Origin of the sequence: Streptomyces sp. NBC_01716, from assembly GCF_036248275.1 — a bacterium.
Lineage (GTDB): Bacteria > Actinomycetota > Actinomycetes > Streptomycetales > Streptomycetaceae > Streptomyces.
In genome coordinates this window covers 1031508-1053575 of the sequence record NZ_CP109181.1, presented here as the reverse complement: position 1 = coordinate 1053575, position 22068 = coordinate 1031508, and the positions used below count along the sequence as shown (strand labels likewise).

At 69.4% G+C, this 22068-nt stretch carries 15 protein-coding genes, 1 tRNA gene and 2 pseudogenes; 7 read left to right on the top strand and 11 right to left on the bottom strand.

Going from position 1 to position 22068, the window contains the following annotated elements:
* Window positions 1-12: 12 nt before the first annotated feature.
* Entirely contained in the window at window positions 13-1077 is a 1065-nt protein-coding gene (locus OIE74_RS04555) for an ABC transporter permease (protein WP_329378653.1), read from the bottom strand.
* Window positions 1074-2654 carry a sugar ABC transporter ATP-binding protein gene (locus OIE74_RS04550; protein WP_329378651.1) on the bottom strand — a complete coding sequence of 527 codons (1581 nt, stop codon included), beginning with the start codon at window positions 2652-2654 and terminating at the stop codon, window positions 1074-1076. Before OIE74_RS04550 ends, OIE74_RS04555 begins: the two co-directional genes overlap by 4 nt.
* Window positions 2655-2897: 243 nt before the next feature.
* Between OIE74_RS04550 and rhaI the strand changes: the two genes are divergently transcribed.
* A complete protein-coding gene (rhaI, locus tag OIE74_RS04545; protein ID WP_329378649.1) occupies window positions 2898-4070 on the top strand; it encodes an L-rhamnose isomerase in 1173 nt (390 codons plus the stop codon).
* A gap of 4 nt (window positions 4071-4074) precedes the next feature.
* On the opposite strand, the gene OIE74_RS04540 is transcribed toward rhaI, so the two are convergent.
* Together OIE74_RS04540 and OIE74_RS04535 are read right to left on the bottom strand one after the other, a co-directional pair.
* A complete protein-coding gene (locus OIE74_RS04540; RefSeq protein WP_329378647.1) occupies window positions 4075-4422 on the bottom strand; it encodes a trypco2 family protein in 348 nt (115 codons plus the stop codon).
* Complete coding sequence (locus OIE74_RS04535; protein WP_329378645.1) at window positions 4419-7487, bottom strand: NACHT domain-containing protein; 3069 nt, start codon at window positions 7485-7487, stop codon at window positions 4419-4421. The genes OIE74_RS04540 and OIE74_RS04535 overlap by 4 nt, the downstream gene beginning before the upstream one ends.
* A 198-nt stretch (window positions 7488-7685) precedes the next feature.
* Between OIE74_RS04535 and OIE74_RS04530 the strand changes: the two genes are divergently transcribed.
* Window positions 7686-8543, top strand: coding sequence for a cobalt-precorrin-6A reductase (locus OIE74_RS04530; RefSeq protein ID WP_329378643.1), 858 nt, complete (start codon window positions 7686-7688; stop codon window positions 8541-8543).
* Here OIE74_RS04530 and cobF read toward each other — a convergent pair.
* Window positions 8512-9276, bottom strand: coding sequence for a precorrin-6A synthase (deacetylating) (cobF, locus tag OIE74_RS04525; protein WP_329378641.1), 765 nt, complete (start codon window positions 9274-9276; stop codon window positions 8512-8514). The genes OIE74_RS04530 and cobF overlap by 32 nt on opposite strands.
* A gap of 106 nt (window positions 9277-9382) precedes the next feature.
* Between cobF and OIE74_RS04520 the strand changes: the two genes are divergently transcribed.
* The 3 genes from OIE74_RS04520 to OIE74_RS04510 are packed head-to-tail and all read left to right on the top strand — an operon-like array spanning window position 9383 to window position 12212.
* A complete protein-coding gene (locus tag OIE74_RS04520) occupies window positions 9383-10102 on the top strand; it encodes a (Fe-S)-binding protein (protein WP_329378639.1) in 720 nt (239 codons plus the stop codon).
* Window positions 10099-11541, top strand: a complete 1443-nt coding sequence (locus OIE74_RS04515; protein ID WP_329378637.1) for a LutB/LldF family L-lactate oxidation iron-sulfur protein — start codon at window positions 10099-10101, stop codon at window positions 11539-11541. Before OIE74_RS04520 ends, OIE74_RS04515 begins: the two co-directional genes overlap by 4 nt.
* The gene (locus tag OIE74_RS04510; RefSeq protein ID WP_329378635.1) at window positions 11541-12212 is read left to right on the top strand and encodes a LutC/YkgG family protein; all 672 of its coding nucleotides are present in this window, start codon (window positions 11541-11543) and stop codon (window positions 12210-12212) included. Before OIE74_RS04515 ends, OIE74_RS04510 begins: the two co-directional genes overlap by 1 nt.
* Before the next feature lie 10 nt (window positions 12213-12222).
* Here OIE74_RS04510 and OIE74_RS04505 read toward each other — a convergent pair whose 3' ends face one another.
* Window positions 12223-12702, bottom strand: coding sequence for a DUF309 domain-containing protein (locus OIE74_RS04505; protein ID WP_329378634.1), 480 nt, complete (start codon window positions 12700-12702; stop codon window positions 12223-12225).
* Window positions 12703-12813: 111 nt separating this feature from the next.
* Between OIE74_RS04505 and OIE74_RS04500 the strand changes: the two genes are divergently transcribed.
* Window positions 12814-12887, top strand: a tRNA-Pro gene (locus OIE74_RS04500).
* Between the two features lie 102 nt (window positions 12888-12989).
* On the opposite strand, the pseudogene OIE74_RS38570 reads toward OIE74_RS04500, so the two are convergent.
* Window positions 12990-13367 (bottom strand): annotated as a pseudogene (locus tag OIE74_RS38570) (tyrosine-type recombinase/integrase); the annotation flags it as partial.
* 380 nt (window positions 13368-13747) lie between these two features.
* On the opposite strand from OIE74_RS38570, the pseudogene OIE74_RS04495 reads away from it, so the two are divergent.
* Window positions 13748-14438, top strand: a pseudogene (locus OIE74_RS04495) (DUF317 domain-containing protein).
* Between the two features lie 474 nt (window positions 14439-14912).
* Here the strand turns inward: OIE74_RS04495 and OIE74_RS04490 are convergent.
* The 4 genes from OIE74_RS04490 to OIE74_RS04475 form a co-directional block, all read right to left on the bottom strand.
* Complete coding sequence (locus tag OIE74_RS04490) at window positions 14913-16088, bottom strand: thiolase domain-containing protein (RefSeq protein ID WP_329378632.1); 1176 nt, start codon at window positions 16086-16088, stop codon at window positions 14913-14915.
* Entirely contained in the window at window positions 16082-17842 is a 1761-nt protein-coding gene (locus OIE74_RS04485) for a class I adenylate-forming enzyme family protein (RefSeq protein ID WP_329378630.1), read from the bottom strand. Before OIE74_RS04485 ends, OIE74_RS04490 begins: the two co-directional genes overlap by 7 nt.
* Window positions 17843-18097: 255 nt before the next feature.
* The gene (locus tag OIE74_RS04480; RefSeq protein ID WP_329378629.1) at window positions 18098-19849 is read right to left on the bottom strand and encodes a hydantoinase B/oxoprolinase family protein; all 1752 of its coding nucleotides are present in this window, start codon (window positions 19847-19849) and stop codon (window positions 18098-18100) included.
* Entirely contained in the window at window positions 19846-21972 is a 2127-nt protein-coding gene (locus OIE74_RS04475) for a hydantoinase/oxoprolinase family protein (protein ID WP_329378628.1), read from the bottom strand. The genes OIE74_RS04480 and OIE74_RS04475 overlap by 4 nt, the downstream gene beginning before the upstream one ends.
* Window positions 21973-22068 lie beyond the last annotated feature (96 nt).

The following is a 22068-nucleotide window of genomic DNA, read 5'->3' as shown; positions in this document are numbered from 1 at the left end:
TCGTCTTCGCGGTCATCGCCGGCTCCTCTTCCTGAGCGCGCTGGTCGTACGCACCTGCAAGACGCGGTCCGTGGTGATCGCGGCGAGCAGCAGCACGCCGGTGATGGCCTGCTGCCAGAAGGAGTCGACCTTGAGGACGACCAGTGCGCTGCCGATGGTGGTGAGCAGCAGCGCGCCGAGCGCCGCGCCCCAGACGCTGCCCGTGCCGCCCGTGATGGCGACGCCGCCGACGACGACGGCGCTGACGACGGTCAGCTCCCAGCCGTTGGCCGCGTCCGCGACGACGGTGCCGAAGCGCGCGAGCCACAGCGCGCCCGCGAAGCCCGCGACGGCGCCGGAGAACGCGTAGGCGGCCAGGATCCGGCGCCGTACGGGAATGCCCGCCAGCCGTGCGGCCTCCGGGCTCGACCCGATCGCGTACAGCTCACGGCCGCTGCGGTAGGTACGCAGGAAGTAGCCGGTCGCGGCGAGTACGGCGGCGGAGATCAGCGGCAGATACGGGATACCGAGGACGCTGCCGGAGCCGAGGGAGAGCACACCGTCGGGGACGTTCACGGCGTTGATCTGCTCGCCGTGCGCCCAGGCGTGGTCGATGCCCTGGATGATGTAGAGCATGCCGAGCGTCACCACGAGCGCGGGCACCCGGCCGAAGCTGACGAGCGCGCCGCTGACGAGTCCGCAGACCGTGCCGAGCCCGATGCCGAGCAGGACGACGGTGAGCGCGCTGTGGTCGGTGCCGGAGACGAAGTGGCCGCAGGCGAAGGCCGTGAGCCCGACGACCGAGCCGACCGACAGGTCGATGTTGCGGGTCATCACGACCACGGACTGACCGACGGCGAGCAGGACCAGGATCGAGGAGTTGAGAAGCAGGTCCTTGATGCCCTGGTCGTCGAGGAAGCCGGGGTTGGCGAGCCAGGTGCCGAGGATCAGCAGCGCGAGGGCGCCGCCGATCGCGATCTCCCGGGCGCGGAAGACGGCGTCGACGAGTGACCGGGCGGACCTGCCCTCATCGGCGGGGGCCTCGGGGCCGGGCCCGGGAGTGGGATCGGGGATGGGTTTGTCGAGCGTGGTGGTCATGGCGTCGGCTCCTTCGCCGCCGTACGTCCGGTGCCGGCGGGTGCGTCGCCGGAGGTGGGTGGCGTGTCCGGCGCACGGCCGGTGGCCGCGGCCATCACGGTCTCCTCCGTCGCCCGCTCACGCGGTATCTCGGCGGTGAGCCGTCCCTCGTGCATCACGAGGATCCGGTCGGCCATGCGCAGCACCTCGGGGAGATCGGACGACACCATCAGGACGGCGAGTCCGTCCGCGGCCAGTGACGAGAGCAGCCGGTGGACCTCGGCCTTCGTACCGACGTCGATTCCGCGCGTCGGCTCGTCGACGATCAGCACGGCCGGGTCGGTGGCCAGCCACTTCGCCAGGACGACCTTCTGCTGATTGCCACCGGACAGGACCGACACCGGATCGGCGAGCCTGCTGTACTTGAGCTGGAGCTTCACCGCCCAGTCGGCCGCGCGCCCGTGTTCGAGCGCCCGGCTGACCAGACCGCGGCGGCGCACGTCGCGCAGCCCCGTCAGGCCGATGTTGCGCTCGATGGACATCTCCATCACCAGACCGCGCAGCCGCCGGTCCTCGGGGACGAGCGCGAGCCCCGCGTCCATCGCCGCCGTCGGTGAACCGGCGGGCAGGACTCGGCCGTCGACCTTCACCTCGCCCGCGTCGGCGCGGTCCACACCGAAGACCGCCTGCGCGACCTCGCTGCGGCCCGCCCCCACCAGCCCGGCGAGGGCGACGATCTCACCCCGCCGTACCTCGAACGACACGTCCCTGAAGACGCCTTCGCGGGTCAGCCTGCTCACCGACAGGACGGTCGAGCCGGGCTCGGCCGCCGCCTTGGGATACAGGTCGTCCAGCTCACGGCCGACCATCCGGCGCACGAGGTCGTCCTCGGTGAGTCCGTCGAGCGGCTCGGAGGCGACGTGTCGGCCGTCGCGCAGCGTCGTGACGTGCGAGCAGAGGCCGAAGATCTCCTCCAGCCGGTGCGAGATGAACAGCACCGCCGCGCCTTCGGCCCGCAGCGTCCGTACGACGGAGAACAGCCGCGCGGTCTCGCTGCCGGTGAGCGCGGCGGTGGGCTCGTCCATGATCAGGACACGGGCGTCGAAGGAGAGCGCCTTGGCGATCTCGACGATCTGCTGGTCCGCGATGGACAGTCCGCGCGCGGGCCGCCGGGGGTCGAGCGCCACCCCGAGTCTGGTCATCAGGTCGGCCGTCGCACGGTGGACGGCCTTGCGGTCGATACGCCGGGCCGAACGCCGTGGCTGACGGCCCATGAAGATGTTCTCGGCGATGGAGAGATCGGGGAAGAGCGTCGGCTCCTGATAGATGACGGCGATCCCGGCGTCCCTCGCGTCGGCGGGGCCGTGGAAGACGACGGGCTCGCCGGCGAGCAGGATGTTTCCCTCGTCGGGGCGGTGGACTCCGGCGAGAGTCTTGATCAGAGTGGACTTGCCCGCACCGTTCTCGCCGGCCAGGGCGTGGATCTCACCGGGCCGCAGATCCAGGGAGACGTCGTGCAGGGCCCGTACGGCTCCGAAGGTCTTGGAGACTCCCCTCAGCGCCAGGACAGGGGCGGGGCCCTTGTCGGGCTTTTCCATGACGGGCTCCTCGGCTGTAGCGGCCGTGTCGATGTCTCAATCATGAAAGGATTCAACTTTTCCGGAAGCTAGACGTGCCGAGCGGTTCGAGTCAATGGGCGTGCACGGGAAACCCTCGTCTTTTCGCTATGGAGGAGCGGTGTGCGCGCTGCGCGCGAGTCGGGGCCTTGACAGGCAGGTTGGCCCGGCTCATCATCGGCCATGGTGAATCGATTCATGGTCTGTTGAATGGAGCGTTGGTAGATGACGAGCCGCCGATCCGACATCTCCGCCGTGAAGGCGGCCCTCATGACGCAGGCTGTCGAGACACCGTCGTGGGCGTACGGCAACAGCGGGACCCGGTTCAAGGTCTTCGCCAGGCCCGGTGTCCCGCGTACCCCCAGGGAGAAACTGGACGACGCGGCCCGCGTACACGCCCACACCGGTGTCGCGCCCACGGTCGCGCTCCACATCCCGTGGGACAGGGTCGACGACTACGGCGCCCTGGCCGCGTACGCCCAGGAGCGCGGCCTGCGGCTCGGCACCATCAACGCGAACGTCTTCCAGGACGACGACTACAAGCTCGGCAGCGTCTGCCACCCGGACGCGGCGGTGCGCCGCAAGGCGCTCGGCCATCTGATGGAGTGCGTCGACATCATGGACGCGACGGGGTCGCGCGACCTCAAGCTCTGGTTCTCCGACGGCACCAACTACCCCGGCCAGGACGACATCCGCGCCCGCCAGGACCGCCTCTCCGAGGCGCTGGACGCCGTGTACGAACGGCTCGGCGACGACCAGCGGATGCTGGTGGAGTACAAACTCTTCGAGCCCGCCTTCTACACCATGGACGTCCCCGACTGGGGTACGGCCTACGCCCAGTGTCTGCGCCTCGGCGAGAAGGCCCAGGTCGTGGTCGACACCGGCCACCACGCGCCCGGCACGAACATCGAGTTCATCGTCGCGATCCTGCTGCGGGAGGGAAAGCTCGGCGGCTTCGACTTCAACTCCCGCTTCTACGCGGACGACGACCTCATGGCCGGCGCCGCCGACCCGTTCCAGTTGTTCCGGATCATGTACGAGGTCATCAGGGGCGGCGGGTTCACACCGGACATCGCCTTCATGCTCGACCAGTGCCACAACATCGAGGAGAAGGTCCCCGCGGTCATCCGCTCGGTGATGAACGTCCAGGAGGCGACGGCGAAGGCCCTGCTGATCGACGCCGAGGCGCTGGCCGCGGCCCAGCGGGACGGTGACGTCCTGGCAGCCAACGCGGCACTGATGGACGCCTACAACACGGACGTCCGCCCTCTGGTGGCCGAGGCCCGCACCGAACTGGGAGCGGACGCGGACCCGGTGGCGGCGTACCACGCGTCGGGCTACGGCAAGAAGATCGTGTCGGACCGGGTGGGCGGGGAACAGTCGGGTTGGGGGGCGTAGCCCGTCAGCTGTCGCCGGACCCGAAGGCGGAGACGTCGGCGTCGGGCCCGGCGTTGCCGATCTCCCAGTCCCCGCCGGTGCGGGCGTCCTTGGGCTTGAGCGTGAAGGCGACCTTGTGGGTGTGGGCGGTGCCGCGACCGGTGTCGGCGTCGGCGGAGACCACCCAGGCCTTGACGCCGCCCTTGACGCGGGTGTCGCGCCGTAGCTCGACGGCGAACTCCATCTGGATCTCCCCGACATCGAAGCGGAGGTCCTGGCCTGTGCTGTTCGAGGCGGCGGCCATGAGCTGGTCGCGGACGACTTGGACGGCTTGGGTGAGGTCGATGCGGGGGAGGTCGTCGGGGGTGGTCATGAGGGGTCCTTCGGAGGCGGGAACTGGTAGCGGGCGTTGACCAGTTTGTCGCCCTTGACACGTACGGGGCCGCTCACATGGTCGATGTGGACCTCGGGCACCCAGGTCAGGGCCGAGAGGTCCAAGGTGACGGGTTCCCCCGAACTCAACTCCAGGTGAATCTCCCGCAGGTTGGGAAAGTGCTCATGGAGCGAACGGGCGTCGGCGTTCGCGCGCATGTACAGGGAGAGTTCAAACCGAGTGACGGACGGAAGCCTCGGCAGATCGGCGGGCAGGCCCAGTATGTCCGACGGCTTTCCCGAACGGCCCGTCAGGTTGAACGCCAAGGTCTTCAGGCTGGTGACGGCGTCCAGTCCGGACGGCATCCGGCCGACGGTCAGATCCAGTGTGAGTTCGGTCAGTCCGAGGTCTGCGGCGGCGTGGTAGTCGTTGACCTCATCGCATCCCATCAGGGCCAGATCGTTCACCGAGACCGCCTTCGCGGCGAACGCCCGGAGGTTCTTGATCCGCTGGTTGTTGATGACAGCGATCTGGTGGGCGCCCACCGCCCCGGCGGCGGTCGCCATTCCCTCGGGACTCAAGGGCCCCTGGAATATCACACCGTATGTGTCGCCCACCAGATGGAGGGCGGCGAGCTGTTCCGCGGAGCGTACCGAGATCGTCAGTTCGGTGGTGTCGACACGGGCGAGAACAAGCTCGGCGAAGGTCGTGGCGTCAAATGTCGACCAGGTGGAGACGAGTTCGCCCCGAACCTCGCCCGCCGGGTGCTCCGCGTACTCACGGAGCACCTCCAACGCGTGCTCTCCGCCGATGAGTTGCGCGGTACTCACCACGGCCGCCGCTTCCTGGTCGGACAGCCCCTCCGGCCCCGGCAGCAGATCCAGCACGAGCGGGCCGGCCTCGGACAACCACTCCGCCTCATCTCGGTTCCGGGGCGGAATCAAGGCGGCGGCCCGCTTCTCAACCTCCGCACGCACCTCCGGATCGAGGCTCGTCGCGTGTTCCAGACTGGCGGCTGCCAGCAGATGAATCCGCGCTCGGTTGCGGTCCGAGGAGTCGGGAACACCGTCCCCCCGGGCCACCAACTGCTTCAGCAGCGCCGCCCGTTCACCGTCCCGAGCGTGGCCCACAGCCATCCGGACGATGTCCTCCCACTGCGGCTCGTGGGCATGCGCGGCGACCAGATTGATGTCCTGTGCCTCGACCGCCGCCCGTGACCCCAGATAGTCCAGAAACGTCCGATGAATGAAGTCCACGGTCGTCGCCGTCGGCGCGCGCAGGAGACCGCTTCGGTGCAGGAGGAACCGGAAGACCCGGGGCGCCTCCTCGGGGGTCGCGACTTGTGGCATGGCCGGAAGCAGCCGGGCGATCAGTGCGACCACGTCCTCCAGCTCCGCCTCCGCGATCTCGTTGCGGATCATCCAATAGGCGATCTCCTGAAGGATCTTCTGCTGTGCCTCCTCGGACAGCACCAGACCCTCCGGCGCCCCGACCGCCCGTTCGCTGTCGCGGCGCACCAGCAGCATGGTCAGCGCGGCGCCGTACAGCTTCATCCTGCTGTCCGGCAGGAAACCGCGCCTGTCCCGGTGCAGGGCGCAGATCATCGCGCACATGAGGGGGTTGGTGGCGAGCCTGGCCAGATCCTGCTTCCGGGGCAGCGCGGACAACAACTGCTCCTCGTAGGCGTCGAGTTCGGCCCGCTCGGACACCCGTGGGGTGATCGAACGCGCCGCGGTGTGCCAGCGCCGTACGAACGAGGTGACGTCCTGGTGGTTCATCGGCAGCAGCTGGAACTCGGCGAAGGCTTTACGGCTCAGCCATCCGTCATCCACGGCGGTCGGCCGGGTGGTCACCACCACGGCCGTATGCGGGTAGGCGGTGAGCAGCTTGAGCAGCCACTCCTTCGTCCGCGCGCGGTCCGCCTCCGGCATCTCGTCCACGCCGTCCACCAGGAGGAGTCCGCGACCCTCGGTCAGTACCGCGTCCATCCACCCTTCGGGCGGGCTCAGCGGATGCCCCGCCGCGCTCAGGAACTCCGCCGGTGCGGGCAGCGCGGCGCCGCGCACGAGGGTGCGCAGCGGCAGCACGACGGGGACATGTCCGCCGAGGTGGGAAAGCTGATCCCCGAACGAGTCCCGCGCGGCGTTGACCGCCAGCCACTGCATGAGGGTGGTCTTGCCGGACCCGGCCGTACCCCGCAGGAGCACGCGCCGCCGGCCACGCAGCGAGGTCTCGACCCGGCCGCGCTCGGGCGCCGTGCCTGCCCTGTCGTCCTCCCCGTGGTTATGGACGAGTTCAAGGCTCAGATAGGCGGAGTCGAGTGGCCACTGCGCGTGCTCGGACCGGCTGAAGTCCAGGCCGAAGATGCTCAGTTCGCCGAACGTCTCGGCGACATAGGAGCGGTAGCGTCCCTCGAACTCGGCGGAGTTGTCGCGGGTTTGACGCAGCGGCGCGAAGACCAGGGGCTCAGGGCTGTATTTCCGATAGACGAGGTGGAAGCTCACGGCTTGGAAGAGCCTCTGTAACGAAACCGCGTGGAGGCGGCTGTGCTGCCAGCCTGCCGAGTCCTTGGTGATCATGCCGAAGAGATGTCTGCCCGAGAAGACCGGTGCTCCGGACATCCCGGCCCAAGGTGACTCGCCGTCCTCCCGTACGGCCGGTGGTGTCCCTGTCCCTTCCACGACGTATTCGTCGCGCCTACTTCCGGAACCCGGGTTGATCGTTCCCAGGAACTGTTCTGTGTCCAGCTTCTCGCCGTCGTAACGCTGTACTCGGGGATATCCGAGGGCGTAGCAATTCGGGACCGGAACGATACCCTGGATGCGTCCGAATCGGTTGGGTTCGAACCCCTCGGCGCTTGCAGGCGTCACCAAGTCCTCGTCCGCGAGCAACAACGCCGCATCGCCCTCATCGACTTCGCCGACCCACACGGTCCGGCAGCGGATCCGGCCGCGTCCGTCGGGCACGACGACCGTCGTTTCCACGCGCTCGTCCAGGAGATGCCGCGCGGTGAGGACAAGACGCGCGGAGAACAGATAACCGCTTCCCTGAGCGGCCCCGAACACGGCAGCGATACGGTTCCTGATGACCTCGGTCCTCCTTGTCGACGACGGCATCCGACCTGCGCCGTTCCCCAAGTGCCATGTTATGACGGCTCATTGGGGGCGCGGCCCGATCGGTGTGACTCACCTCGTGACGGGAGGCGGCCAGACGTACCCGGGCCCGCCTTCTCGGAGCCGTACCGCCCCCGTAGCCTCGTCCCCATGCCCCACCCGCGCGTGCTCATCCTCGGTGGTACCGGCGAAGCCCGGCGGCTCGCCGACGCGCTCGCCGCAGAAGCCCCGCACGCGCATGTCACCACCTCGCTCGCCGGGCGCGTCGCCAACCCGAGCACTCCCGTCGCCGGGGACGTCCGTGTCGGAGGATTCGGCGGGCCCGACGCCCTCGCCGCGTGGCTGCGGCAGCACCGTATCGACGTCCTCGTGGATGCCACGCACCCCTTCGCCGCCGCCATCAGCGCCCACGCCGCCCAGGCGGCGGCCGATACCGGCACCCAGTTCTTCGCTCTGCGCCGGCCCGGCTGGCCCGTGGACCCGCGGGACCGCAGGCACCCCGTCCGCTCGCTCGCGGACGCCGCCGCGCAACTCGCCCTGCTGGGCGGCAGACGCGTCTTCCTCACCACCGGGCGTCAGGGGCTCGCCGCCTTCGCAGGGCCCGAACTGGACGGGTCGCACTTTGTCGTACGCAGCGTGGAACCGCCCGAGCCGCCCCTGCCCCGCAGCACACACATCCTGCTCGACCGGGGCCCGTACACCCTCGAAGGCGAGAGGGCGCTGTTCCTCGAACACCGCGTCGACGTCCTCGTCACCAAGGACAGCGGCGGCCCGGCCACCGCCGCGAAACTCACTGCCGCCCGCGAACTCGGCCTGCCCGTGGTCATGATCGAACGGCCGCCCGCACCCGAGGGCGTACCGGAAGTCCCCGACGTACGAGCGGCGCTCGCCCGGCTCGGGCTCAGGGGGTGTCTTGTGGATCAGGCCGGATCAGGGACCAGGGACCGCGAGCCCGGCAAGATCCACAAGACACCCCCTAGTCCCGGCGCAGCAGATACGTGTCCATGATCCAGCCCTTCCGGGCGCGGGCCTCCGCCCGTAGTTCCACGATCCGGTCCGCGACCTCCGAGAGGCGCCCCGAGACCAGGATCTCGTCCGGCGTCCCGACGTACGCGCCCCAGTGGATGACCGGGTCCTCCGCCAGGTAGTGGCGGAACGACTGGTGACCGTCCAGCATCACCACCACGTCGTCCACCCCCTCCGGCCACGCCTCCGCCAGCCGCCGGCCCGTGGTGATCTGCACCGGGCGCGCCACCCGGTTCAGCCCCATGCGGTGCTTGGCGAGCAGGGCCGAGACGCTGCTGATGCCCGGGATCACCTCGTGCTCGAAGACGACCGTGCCGCGCGCCAGGATCTCGTCCAGGATGCCGAGAGTGGAGTCGTACAGCGACGGGTCGCCCCACACCAGGAACGCCCCGACCTGGTCCTCACCCAGTTCGTCGGTGATCATCCGCTCGTAGATGCCGGCGCGTTTGGTGCGCCAGTCGCCGACGGCGGGGGAGTAGTCGGCGCCGCCGGCGGTCCGGTCGCGGTCCGGGTCGCGCGCCTCCACCAGCCGGTACTCCCGGCCGTCCGTGATGTGCTCCGCGAGGATGTCGTGCCGCAGCCGGATCAGGTCCGCCTTCGCTTCGCCCTTGTCGAGGAGGAAGAACACGTCCACCCGGTTCAGCGCCTTGACCGCCTGGAGGGTCAGCTGATCGGGGTCGCCCGCGCCGATGCCGATCACATAGATCTGTCTCACCGGGCCGAGTCTGCCTCATGGGGCCGAGAGTCTTCCCGCCCCCTTGAGACATCGGATGTCTGCGTGGGTCTTACGTTCGCCGCAGGTCACCGCATATGCTCCGGCCATGCGTGCCGCCCTGTTCGTCACCTGCGTCAACGACGCGGTGTATCCGTCCACCGGGATCGCGACCGTGCGGCTCCTCGAACGCCTCGGGGTGGAGGTCGATTTCCCCGAGGCGCAGACCTGCTGCGGCCAGCCCCAGTACAACACCGGCTACCGCGCGCAGACGGAGCCGCTCGTACGCCGCACCGCAGCCGCCTTCGAGGGGTACGAGTACGTGGTGACCCCCTCGGGATCCTGTGCCGCCATGGTCCGGCAGCACTACCCGAAGATCGGCGACGCCTCGGCCGCGGCCCTCGCCGCCCGTACCTACGAACTCACCGAATTCCTCGTCGACGTCCTCGGAGTGACCGACGTCGGCGCGTACTTCCCGCACACGGTGACCTACCACCCCTCCTGCCACGGCCTGCGCCTCCTCGGCCTCGGCGACAGACCGCGCCGCCTCCTGGAGGCCGTTGAGGGACTGGAGTTGCGCGAGCTGCCAGGCGCCGACGAGTGCTGTGGCTTCGGCGGCACCTTCGCCGTGAAGAACTCAGATGTATCGACCGCCATGGGCCAGGACAAGGTCAGCAACGCCGTCTCCACCGGCGCCGACGTCCTGTGCGGCGCCGACAACTCCTGCCTGATGCACATCGGGGGCGTGTTGCGCCGCGAGGAAGCACCGCTGCGCGCCCTGCATCTCGCCGACATCCTGGCGAGCACCCGAGAGGAGCCCCTCGTATGAGCGGGACGTTCGTCGGTATGCCGTCCTTCCCGCGGGCCGCCAAGGAGGCCGTGCACAACCAGACCCTGCGCGGCAATCTGCGCCACGCCACCCACACCATCCGCGACAAGCGCGCCAAGGCGGTGGCCGAACTCGCCGACTGGGCCGAGCTGCGCGAGGCCGGGAAGCAGATCAAGGACCATACGCTGCGCCATCTCGACCGCTATCTCCTCCAGTTGGAGACCCAGGTCACCGCGGCCGGCGGCACCGTCCACTGGGCGGCCGACGCCGACGAGGCCAACCGGATCGTCGCCGACCTGATCAAGGCCACCGGCGAGACCGAGGTCGTCAAGGTCAAGTCGATGGCCACCCAGGAGATCGGACTCAACGAGGCCCTGGAGGCCGAAGGCATCGCGGCGTACGAGACCGACCTCGCCGAACTCATCGTCCAACTCGGCGACGACCGGCCCTCCCACATCCTCGTCCCCGCCATCCACCGCAACCGCGGCGAGATCCGGGACATATTCCGCACGAAGATGGCCGACTGGGGCCGCGCCGCGCCCAAGGGGCTCTCCGACACCCCCGCGGACCTCGCCGAGGCCGCACGGCTCCACCTCCGGGAGAAGTTCCTGCGCGCGAAGGTCGGCATCTCCGGCGCCAACTTCATGGTCGCCGAGACCGGCACGCTCGTCGTCTTCGAGTCCGAGGGCAACGGCCGGATGTGTCTGACGCTGCCCGAGACGCTGATCTCCGTCGTGGGCATCGAGAAAGTGGTACCGACCTGGCGGGACCTGGAAGTCTTCCTCCAGACGCTGCCGCGCTCCTCGACCGCCGAGCGGATGAACCCCTACACGTCGACCTGGACGGGGACCACCGACGGCGACGGCCCGCGGACCTTCCACCTCGTCCTCCTCGACAACGGCCGCACCGCCACCCTCGCCGACGAGGTCGGCCGCCAGGCGCTGCGCTGCATCCGCTGCTCGGCCTGTCTCAACGTCTGCCCGGTGTACGAGCGGGCCGGCGGGCACGCGTACGGCTCCGTCTACCCGGGGCCGATCGGCGCGATCCTCAGCCCCCAACTCCGGGGCACCCAGAGCGAGATCGACGCCTCACTGCCGTACGCCTCGTCGCTGTGCGGTGCCTGTTACGAGGTGTGCCCGGTCGCGATCGACATCCCCGAGGTACTGGTGCACCTCCGGGAACGGGTCGCCGATCAGGGCGGCAAGGGCCACCGGATCGAGAAGGCCGCGATGAAGGCGGCGGGGTGGGTACTCGACCGTCCCGGCGTGCTGGGGGCGGGGGAGCGGGCCGCGTCGAAGACGCGCAAGCTGCACCCGTCGAAGCTGCCGGGCGCCGGGGCGTGGACGCGGAGCAGGGAGCTGCCGGAGCTGCCGGCGGAGCCGTTCCGGGACTGGTGGAAGAAGAACCGCAAGCCCAACACGGAGGGGAAGAAGCCCTGATGAGCACCGACCCCGCGCTCACCCCTCAACCAGGTCCCCGATCGGGCTCGGGCTCGCGTGAGCGCATCCTCGCCAGGGTCCGCGCGGCCGTCGCCGACGCGCCGGACGCCCCGGAGGTCACCCGTGGCTATCTCGACACGCACACGCCCGACGCCGGGATGATCGACCTGCTGGCCGAGAACCTCGCCGACTACCGGGCCGTCGTCCACCGCACCGACTCCGCCGGGCTCACCGACCTGCTGATGCGCCTGCTCGCCGAGCACGGTTCCCGTACGGTGCTCGTACCGCCGGGCCTGCCCCCGTCGTGGCTCGCAGCCGCCGATCCGACCCGGATCCATGACCGGGAGGCGTCCACCGCCGGGGAGTTGGACGAGGTGGACAGCGTCGTCACCGGCTGCGCCGTGGCCATCGCGGAGACCGGCACGATCGTCCTGGACGGGAGCCCCGATCAGGGCCGGCGCCGTATCTCACTCATCCCGGACCACCACATCTGTGTCGTACGGGCGCCGGAACAGGTCGTCGCGTCCGTACCGCAGGCCATGCCCCGCCTCGACCCGACCCGTCCGCTGACCTGGATCTCGGGTCCTTCCGCCACGAGTGACATCGAGCTGGACCGCGTCGAGGGCGTCCACGGCCCGCGCACGCTGGAGGTGGTCCTGGTCGAGGACTGACGGCCCGCTGTCACCGGACTCGCCTCGTCAGACGCGGGGCTTCGGCGGCGGGGTCCACCGGCCCGTCCGCGACACGCTCCGCCAGCTCACGGGCCCAGGCGGTCAGCCCGGGGACGTCGATCCCGTACGGCGCCCCGTACCCGGAGATCCGCTCGGCGCCCCGCAGCAGCAGCCGCGCCCCGCCCGTCGGATTGCCCCGGGCGGCGTGCGTCAGCCCCACCGCGAGCTGCGCCATCCCCCGCCACAGCGCCTCCTCCTCGCCGGGCCCCGACTTCCACGCGTCCTCGAACACCTCGTGCGCGTGGAACGGCATCCCCGCGTCGAGCAGCCGCTGCGCCTCCCGCAACGTCTCACTGGGCGCCCGCACCACCCCTTCGGGCTGCCGCTCGACCCCCGGCGCCCCGTAGGGCAACGGCCGCCCCAGCCCGTCCCGCGGCCGTGCGTTCCGCGCCCGCCCCTCGACGTCTCGGTCCCGCCGGTTCTCCGTCATACCCCGATTGTCTCCCGCCCCTCCCGCCTCTCGGACGGCCCGCCGCCGGTCCGGGGTGGGGTAATGTTCTCCACTGTGGCCGCCGGGGGGAACTCCTGAACGGCGGACCAACGGGACGTGGCGCAGCTTGGTAGCGCACTTGACTGGGGGTCAAGGGGTCGCAGGTTCAAATCCTGTCGTCCCGACTCGTGAGAGTCGCAGATCGGGGCCGGTTTCGGAGAGATCCGAGACCGGCCCTTGATCGTTGTCGGGGACCAGGTGTGTACGTCCGGGTACAGGTAGCGCTGGGTGGTTGTCAGTGATCCGTGGCCGGCGATCCTGCGGAGGACGTGTGCCTGGACTCCGGCGTCGGCGAACCAGGTCAGTCCGGTGTGCCGGAGGTCGTCGCGGCGCAGGTGTTCGTAGCCGAGCTTGGTGACCACGTCGTCCCAGTGGGTGGCGTCGCGCAGGACGGCGGTGGAGATGCGTCCGCCGCGTGGGCCGGTGAACAGGCGGGCGTCGGGATTCGGGCCGGCGGACAGGATGCGCTGGGCGACGAGGGGGCGGATCTCCTCGACGATGGGAACCTTGCGGGCCCGCTTGCCCTTGGTGCCCTTGTCGGTCAGCCCGCCGGGCGCGGGTGTGGTCTGGCGCCGCACGGTCCAGATCCACTGGTTGGTATCGATGTCCCCGACACGGCAGCCTTAAGACACTGGGCCCCTACCTAGGGCGTGTTTGAGAAGTCCCGTCTGGCCCACGACGCCTGGCACGCGCGCTCGCCGCGTTGTCGGAGTCATCCAAGTACGTCCGGTCCATCTACGGGGCTGATCCTCCGCCTTGCGATCGCACGCACCAGACGCCGTGGGCCCCCCAGTGGGCGGACGACGCTACTTCTAAAACACGCCCTAGCGGCCGAGCCTGCCGCGGACCGCGCGCCGGAGCGGACGGAAGCCGCGGCGACGGCTCCTGCACTGCCGCCCGCAGCCCCCGACCGGAGCGCCACCCACAGCCGCTGACCAAGCCACCCTGGACACCCATGCCTCAACCTGAACCGTAAGACGATGAACTGGACGGGGATGTGTTTGTCTCCCCGCGCCATCCCGTCGGCACCACCGGGATCGGCGATCCCGGTCTCGAACCCCTGCCGGCGCTTGGCTGGGAGCTGCGGCGCGACGACCTCGCCAACGTCTACGTCACCGCACCAGACCGGAAAGTCCGCCTCGGCTACCTGCCGGAGGGCGACGACGACGGCCTGTGGCGCATCAACGCCTACAACGACCCATTCGGACCGCCGACCTGGGGCGTCTGTTTCAACGACCGCGTCCCCGTCGAGTTCGTCCAGGCGTTCACCACCGCCCTCGCCACAGCCTACGAGCACGGTCCGGACACCTACCTCACCGCGCCCGACCCCGGCCACGCGAACCGTGACCCGTTCCTCGCGGTCGTGCCGCTCATCGACCGCGGCTGGCAGTTCGAGCACCCCCGCTGGAACGTCTTCGCGATCCAGTCACCCGACAAGCTGGCCTGCCTGGAATTCACCACCGGCAATCTCAACCCCGAAGTGGAACTGACGACCCGCGACGCCCGCTGGCATCTGTGGGCGGGGGAGTCCGTCGACCGGCCCGCCTCACCCGGCGGTGCCGACGCCGCTCGACGTACGGCGGGCTGCTTCCCACCGCCCGGCCGCCCTGCCCGCGGCGGGCGTTCCGCGCTGGAGCACCACCAGCCCCCCGGCCCTGCCCGGCCCACGCCGATAGCACCGGCTCGATATCTACGCGGACACCTACGGCGGTCTGTGCCTGTCGGTCGTCCACCCGGACCGTGGCGAGATCGACGCGATCGCCCTCAGCTTCAAGGATCACGATGCTGAGACAACAGCGCCGTTCATGATTGTGTCGCGGAGCGCGTAGCACGCGGATTCGTGTTCCCACCGCTGATGACAGAGGCCCACCGGCGCGGTGGCGGGGTGACGGCGGGCGTCGGCCCGGGGCGTGACCAGTCGGTGGGACCCGGTGAAGGCCGACCGCTTATGACGTGACCTCGGGGATGGAGCCGGAAACTCCTGGCCGGACTCGGTGCCGGGCGGGCGCGCGGAGCGCAGGCCGACGCGGAGTGACGTTCCGCAGGATCCGGCGCAGACCCTGTTCGGCCTTGCCGCCCACTACGCCCAGCAATGGGAGTTCGAGATGTGTCGACCACAGTGCGCTCATATGGAGATACTGGCTGGTTGCTTACTCGGTTGCCGCCAGCACGCTGACGTGGTTCGCGACGGCGAGGCCGCCCATGTTGTGCACCGCGCCGAGGCGCGCGTCCGAGATCTGCGCGCCGGGGAAGGTCCCCGTCAGCTGCATGGAGACGAGCACATGCTGGGAGACACCGGTGGCACCGACGGGATGCCCCTTCGATTTCAGCCCGCCGGACGGGTTCACGGGCAGCCTCCCACCGGGCAGGACCGTGCCGTCCTCCAGGACCCGCCGTCCCTCACCACGTGGCGCGAGCCCGATCACCTCGTACAGGTTGAGCTCGGCGATGGTGAAGCAGTCATGCAGCTCGATCAGGTCCAGGTCCGAAACCCGCACGCCCGATCCCGTCAGGGCGCGGTTCCAGGCGAGTTCGGTGGCCGCGAAGGCCAGTGCGTCCCGCCGCGCGGCGGGCAGATGGTCGCTCGCGTGCGCCCAGCCGGCGACCCGCACGGCCGGGTGGTGCGCCGAGGTCGGCTCCCAGCCGAGGACCAGTGCCGCGGCACCGTCGGAAACAGGGGAGCAGTCGGTACGGCGCAGAGGCGCGGCGACCATCGGGTTCTGCTCGGAGACGGTGGAGCAGAACTCCTCGCTCAGCTCCTTGCGCAGGTGACTGAACGGGCTGCGCGCCCCCAGCCGGTGGCTCTTCGCGGCGATCGCTCCGAGAATGTCCCCGACCGGTCCGTGGCGGCGCTCGTACTCGACGGCGACCCGCGCGAACAGCCCGGCGAAACCGGTGTCGGAGGTCTTGCCGGCCATCTCGTAGTCGGCACCGAGCAGCGCCGCTCCCACGGTGGCAGCGGGCACGCCGCTCATTTTCTCCGCGCCGATCACCAACGCCCTGCGGGCGGTACCGGCGAGCAGATGGTTCAGCGCCACATGAACCGCGGTGGAACCAGAGGCGCAGGCGTTCTCGACGCGTATGGCCGGTACCCCGAACAGAGCGTCGTCGATCTGCAGCGCCAGGGACGAGGGGAATCCCAGCGGGTTCATGCCCGAGTTGTAGTGTGCGAGGACCACCAGGTCGATCTCCCCCGGGTCGACCGATGCGTCCGCCAGCGCTGACCGGCCGGCCGTCACGATCAAGGATTCGAGGGTGTGGTCCGGCTGTTTCCCGAACGGGGTGTGTCCCCAGCCCAGGATCAGCGGCGCCTCACGTGTCACCATTCGGTCCAGCTTTCTCGCAGTTCCTTCTTGTCGACCTTGCCGACAGAGGTCATCGGCAGGGCGGGGACGAACACGACCGCTTTGGGGCGCTTGTAAGCTGTCAGCCGCCCGTGGGCCTCCTCGGTGACGGACACGGGGGTGACCTCGGTGCCGTCCGGTACGACGAAGGCCACCACCGCTTCGCCCCAGTCGGGATGCGGGATGCCGGCCACGGCGACGTGCTTGACTCCGGGGATCTGGGAGAGCGCCTGCTCGACCTCGCCCGAGTACACATTGAGTCCGCCGGTGATGATCATGTCCTTCTTACGGTCGACCAGGTACAGATAGCCGTCCTCGTCGAGGTATCCGAGGTCTCCGGTGTACAGCCGGCCGCCGCGCAGGACCTCGGCCGTCTCGGCGTCACGGCCGAGGTAGCCGTTCATGGTGTACGGCGTGAGCGCCGTGACCTCGCCGACCTCCCTCGGGTCGCAGACACTCCCGTCCTCGCGCACGACCCGTACATCCGCCATCACCACGGCCTGGCCGCAGCTGGCGAGGCGCGCGATACCGGCAGGGTCGAGCCGGTGGTCGTCGCGGCGAAGCCGGGTGAGGAAGTTGGGTGCCTCGGACTGGGCGTAGAGCTGCATGAACACCGGACCGAACGTGCGCAGCCCCTGCTTCAGGCGGTCGGCGGTGATCGGGGCCGCGCCGTACAGGATCGTGCCCAGGGAACCGCTGTCGAAGGTCTTGCGCCCGGTCACCGCGTCGAGCAGCCGGTAGATCATCGTGGGTACGAGGAAGAGGTACGTGACCCGGTCCTGCTCGATCCGGTCGAGCACCTGCTCGGGGTCGAAGCGGTTCTCGAGGAACACCGAGGCTCCCTTGGCGAGGGCGGCCTGGAGGAGGAACTGGGCGCTGTGCGGCAGCGGCGAGGTGAGCATCAGGACGTCGTCGGCCCGGATCTCCATCTCGAGGAGATGAGACAGCAGGTTCGCGGCCGTCCCGCGCTGGTGGTGCAGCACGCCCTTGGGCCGGCCTGTGGTGCCGCCGGTGTACATGATCAAGGCGGGTGCGTCGGTCGGCACCGCCGGCAGGGCCGTCAGCGGGGGGTGCGCGAGGGCCTGCCTCCAGGAGTCGCGAGGGCCGCCCACGATCACCAGGCGGGGATCGGCACCGAGTGTGCGGGCCGCCTCGACCGCGTCCATCCGGTCGCTCAGCACGAGGCAGACCGGTGCCCCGGAGTCGGCCAGGATGAAGGCCTGCTCGTCTCGCGAGAGCATCAGATTCAGCGGCACCCTGGCGGCACCGAGGAGCACGATCGCCAGGTCCGCGATGACATACTCGGCGCTGTTGCCGAGGATCAGCGCCACGGGTGTGCCGGGTGTGACACCGAGGTCCAGGAGGTGACCGGCCAGCTTGCGCGCGGTCCCCTCCAGCTCGGCGTAGGTCCAGGTCGTCCCGTCGGCGACCAGTGCCCGGCGTGGGCCGTGGCGGCGCAAGGCGGGGAGCAGGTAGTCCCGTAGAACGGCGTCAGTAAGCACGGTGGTCCACCTCTCTGCTTCTGGGTCGGGGAGCGGCGAGCGGGCGACCGGCGCGGCCGGGGCGAAAGCGCGGTGCGGGCCCACCAGGCAGACGATTTTCTGCCCCTGGGGCGGGCCGAGTCGGGCCACGACGGTGGCGAACTCGGTGTCGTCGAGATCGCCGGCCGCGCACAGCCGGCGCGACACCTCGTGAACGACGGCGAGAGGATCGGCAGGTGCGGGGGCCGTGCCCATGCGCCTGGCCCCGCCACATGTACGACACGCTCTCGTATGCGGCGACCACCAGATCGAACGGTCCGGCCGGCCGGCCGATCCACGGGGCTGACGGCTTTCCCCGATCAGTCTGTCCGGCGCGCCGTTGGTGCGCGTCGGGCAAGCGCAGCCCGCCGTGGTCACCGGACCAGCGTCGGCGAGTGTGTTCGCACCGCCGTGCACCGGCATCGCCAGGAAACCGTGCCGGCGCCGAGCAGCTGCCGGTCAGGTTCGCGGTCACATGTCCCCCGAGTGCGCGGCCACGCGCGCGGCCCGCTCGTTGCTCGTCCCGGGCTCCATGACGACACTGGTGTCACGGTCGATCACCACTCCGTAGTCCCGCAGGGCTCCCTCGACGGAGACCTTGCCGTCGAGCACGTCGTCCAGCACACGCACTGGCTCTCGACGGAGCGGGTCGCCGTACCCACCGGCGCCTGCCGTCACCTGCCGGTGACGGCTGCCTCCACGCACCGTCAGGTGCGGCTTCGTCGGAAGCAACTGCTCGTCAGGTGTCCCGCTGTTCAGCACGTTCGCCGAGGGTCTGCCCTCCAGTCCGCCGGCGAGCCCGTAGGGGCGGCTGTCGCGGCGATCCGACCGGATCTGCATGGTGGCGGTGTCGTGAAGCACGGTCATGTCGCGGAACGTCGAGACTCCTCCGCGATAGGTCCCCGGACCACCGGTGTCGGGCAGATACCCGTACCCGTCGATGCGGATGTGACCCGACTGCTCCAACTCCTCCACCGGAGTGTTCGCCAGGTTGGCACCCAGCGGGCTGATGCCGTCGTTCCCGTCGCCGCCGACCGTGGCGCCCCACGAGCCGCACAACACGTCCCACAGGATGACCGATGACCCGTCGTCCTCCACGACACCGATGGCGACCGAGTTCGGGCCTCCGTCTCCTGCGGCAGGCACCCGGTCAGGGAACGCCGGCGCGAGCGCGCCCAGCACGGTATCGATCAGCCGGTAACCCACGAGCCCTCGGGCACCCCGCGCGGATGGGCGGCGGCCCGAGAGGATGGACCCCTCCGGGATCACGAACCGGAACGCTCGGTAGAAGCCGCTGTTCGCGGGGATGTCGGAACCCAGGGCTCCTTGCAGCGCCGCGTAGCACGCAGACCGAGTGAACGACGCGGTGGCGTTGAGCGCGGACGCGACCTGGGGCGATGAACCGGTGAAGTCGAAGGCGATGTCGCCACCCTCAAGCGTGACCTCGACCTTGAAGGGGATAGGGCCGGACTCGATCCCGTCGTCGTCGATCTGGTCCTCGAAGGAGTAGACGCCGTCGGGTGCCTCGACGAGGGCCGCCCTGACCAGGCTCTCCGAGTACCTGAGCAGCTCACCGCACAGACGGTCGAACTCCTCGACGCCGTACTTGACCGCGAGTGCGCGCATGCCCGCACCACCGGCATGGCAGGCGGACAACTGCGACTGGAGGTCACCGTCAAGCAGATGCGGTTCGCGGACGTTGCGCAGGATGAGCTGGTGGAGGTCCTCGTTGAGGACGCCGCCATTGACGAGGCGGACCGGTGGGATCTGCACACCCTCGGCGAAGATCGATGTCGACTGGACTGCCATCGACCCGGCGGCCCACCCGCCCACATCGGTGTGGTTGACGACGGTGACCGAAAATCCCAGGAGCCGCTCGTCCAGGAACACCGGCGAGACGGTGAAGATGTCCGGCAGGTGCATACCTCCCCGGTCGGGATCGTTCAGGATGAAGACATCGCCGTCCGACAGGTCGGCACCGAACTGGTCGAGTACGGCCTCCATCGCATCGGGAATCGAGCCGAGGTGCACCGGACAGGTGTTGGCCTGGGCGACGATCTGGCCTCTGGCGTCGCACAACGCCGAGGAGAAGTCCATGCTCGAGGCGACGATCTGCGAGTGGGCGGTCCTGAGGATCGTGATCGCCATCTCGTCGGCGAGGCCCGTGATGGCGTTGCGGAACACCTCGAAGCCGGCGCCGTCCCGAATGGTGAATGTACTCATCGGCTTGCGTCCTCGTCCTTCGTCCACGTGATGATCACGTTGTTGTGGGAGTCGAGCCGGGCAGAGGCTCCTGGTGGCACGACCGTGGTTGAGTCCATGTCCTCGATGATCAGCGGCCCGGGCTCCGGGACACCGCTCAGGTGCGCCCGCTCCACGACGGGCGTCGGCATCAGCGAGTTGAAGTAGCACGGACGCGTGTTCCTGGCCGACGTCGCCGCGCCTTCGCTGGGCAGGCGCAGGGCTTCGTCGATGCTGATGGGGTTCGGGACGAACCCCTTGACCCTCAAGTTGACGATTTCGACGAGATCGTCAGTTCCTTCGCGCCCGTAGGTCCTCAGGTGCTCGGCGTGGAAGTCGGCTCGAGCGTTCTTGAGGAGCGCGTCGTCGACCTCGCGATCGACGAGCGGCACCCGGAGCTCGAAGCGCTGGCCCCGGTAGCGCATGTCGAGAATACGTTCGGTCTCGATCCCGGACTTGGCCCCCGCGAGCCTGAGGGCCTCGACGACGCCATCGCTGAGTTCGTCGAACTCCTTGCCCAGAACGGCCGGATCGGACATCTCCGAGTGGAACGGACGAGTCATCTCCAATTCGGTGTCAGCGACGAGCAGGCCGATACTGCTGAACAAACCTGTGTGGACGGGGACGACCACCTTCTCGATACCGAGCTCTCGCGCGATGGCCGCGCCGTAGAGCGGTCCCGCGCCCCCGAAGGCCACCATCGTCGCGGCCCGGGGGTCCCGCCCGCGCTCACTGGTCACGGCCTTGACCGCCTTGACCATGTTCGACACCGCCACTGCGTATGCGCCCTGCGCTGCCTCCTCGACGGTGACCCCGATGGTCTCCGCGGCGGGCTCGACGGACTGCCGGGCGAGTGCGGGCGAGATCTCCACGCGTCCACCGGCGATGGACCCCGGATTGATGTATCCGAGTACGACGTTCGCATCGGTCAGTGTCGGCTGCGTGCCACCCTGTCCGTAGCAGGCCGGTCCCGGCCGCGACCCCGCACTCTCAGGCCCGACATGCATCACCCCGGCCGCGTCGACGCCGATGATGCTGCCGCCGCCGGCGCCAACCTCCGCGATGTCGATGGACGGGACCCGGAGTGCGTAACCGGCACCCTTGCCCATGCTGCGGGTGATGTTCATCCCGCCGCCGACCTCATAGTCGGTCGCGACGAACGGCTGACCGTTCTCGATGAGGGAAGCCTTGGCGGTCGTGCCTCCCATGTCGAAGGCCACCACGTTCTGCAGCTCCAGGAGCCTGGCCAGCTTCTGGACGGCGATCACGCCGGCAGCCGGCCCCGACTCGATGATTTGAGCCGGCCGCTCCACGACGGTCTGGGCATCCAGGAGTCCGCCGGAAGACTGCATGATCGCCAAGCGCGCACCCACCCCTCGAGAGCGCAGGCCCGAGACCAGGGCGCGAACGTAGTCCCGGACGACCGGGCCGACGTAGGAGTTGACGACGGCCGTGCTGCTCCGCTCGAACTCCCCGGCCTCTGGCGACAAGTCCACAGACGCGGTGGCGTAGACGTCCGGGAGGTGCGACCTCAGCAGTTCCGTGACCAGCCGTTCCTGATCAGGTCGGACATGGGAGTTGATGAGGCAGACCGCGACGGCCTCGACGCCGTCACGACGGAGCTGGTCGGCCAGCTCGCCGACCTCGTCGACGGCGACCTCCCGCAGGATCGACCCGTCGGCCGCGATACGCTGCCGCACCTCGTAGCGATGACGTCGTCGCGCGAGCGGCACCGGCTTGCGCCAGGACAGGTCGTAGAGCAACGGTCGGCGTAGGCGCCCGAGTTCGAGCACGTCCCGGAAGCCCGATGTGGTGATCAGAGCCGTTCGTGACCCGCGACCTTCCAGGATCGTGTTTGTCGCGACGGTGGTCGCGTGCAGGATTCCCGACACCGCGTCAGGCGCGATCGACCCTGCGGTCATCGTCAGACCCAGTCCGTCGAGCACCCCCGACTCGAAGTCGGGAGGAGTCGAGAGTACTTTCATGGGCACTACCTCACCGCGCGAGCTCAGGGCGATGAGATCGGTGAAGGTTCCGCCGATGTCCGCCGCTACAAGCCAGGTGACGCCCGCACGTGTGTCGGTGGCCATCTCGTCGTCGCTCATATGTCCCTCTCATTGCTCCTGTCACACGGTGCTTTCACAGCCGGCAACATATGCCAATTACTCCATCTGAGATATCACGCAGGTGGCGGGCTCGCA

Coding starts and splice junctions, on each gene's coding strand:
- OIE74_RS04550 (WP_329378651.1), bottom strand. CDS start 2,654: ATGGAAAAGCCCGACAAGGGCCCCGCCCCTGTCCTGGCGCTGAGGGGA.
- OIE74_RS04485 (WP_329378630.1), bottom strand. CDS start 17,842: ATGGGCACGGCCCCCGCACCTGCCGATCCTCTCGCCGTCGTTCACGAG.
- OIE74_RS04505 (WP_329378634.1), bottom strand. CDS start 12,702: ATGACGGAGAACCGGCGGGACCGAGACGTCGAGGGGCGGGCGCGGAAC.
- OIE74_RS04555 (WP_329378653.1), bottom strand. CDS start 1,077: ATGACCACCACGCTCGACAAACCCATCCCCGATCCCACTCCCGGGCCC.
- OIE74_RS04480 (WP_329378629.1), bottom strand. CDS start 19,849: ATGAGTACATTCACCATTCGGGACGGCGCCGGCTTCGAGGTGTTCCGC.
- OIE74_RS04510 (WP_329378635.1), top strand. CDS start 11,541: ATGAGCACCGACCCCGCGCTCACCCCTCAACCAGGTCCCCGATCGGGC.
- OIE74_RS04490 (WP_329378632.1), bottom strand. CDS start 16,088: ATGGTGACACGTGAGGCGCCGCTGATCCTGGGCTGGGGACACACCCCG.
- OIE74_RS04540 (WP_329378647.1), bottom strand. CDS start 4,422: ATGACCACCCCCGACGACCTCCCCCGCATCGACCTCACCCAAGCCGTC.
- OIE74_RS04520 (WP_329378639.1), top strand. CDS start 9,383: ATGCGTGCCGCCCTGTTCGTCACCTGCGTCAACGACGCGGTGTATCCG.
- rhaI (WP_329378649.1), top strand. CDS start 2,898: ATGACGAGCCGCCGATCCGACATCTCCGCCGTGAAGGCGGCCCTCATG.
- OIE74_RS04530 (WP_329378643.1), top strand. CDS start 7,686: ATGCCCCACCCGCGCGTGCTCATCCTCGGTGGTACCGGCGAAGCCCGG.
- OIE74_RS04475 (WP_329378628.1), bottom strand. CDS start 21,972: ATGAGCGACGACGAGATGGCCACCGACACACGTGCGGGCGTCACCTGG.
- OIE74_RS04515 (WP_329378637.1), top strand. CDS start 10,099: ATGAGCGGGACGTTCGTCGGTATGCCGTCCTTCCCGCGGGCCGCCAAG.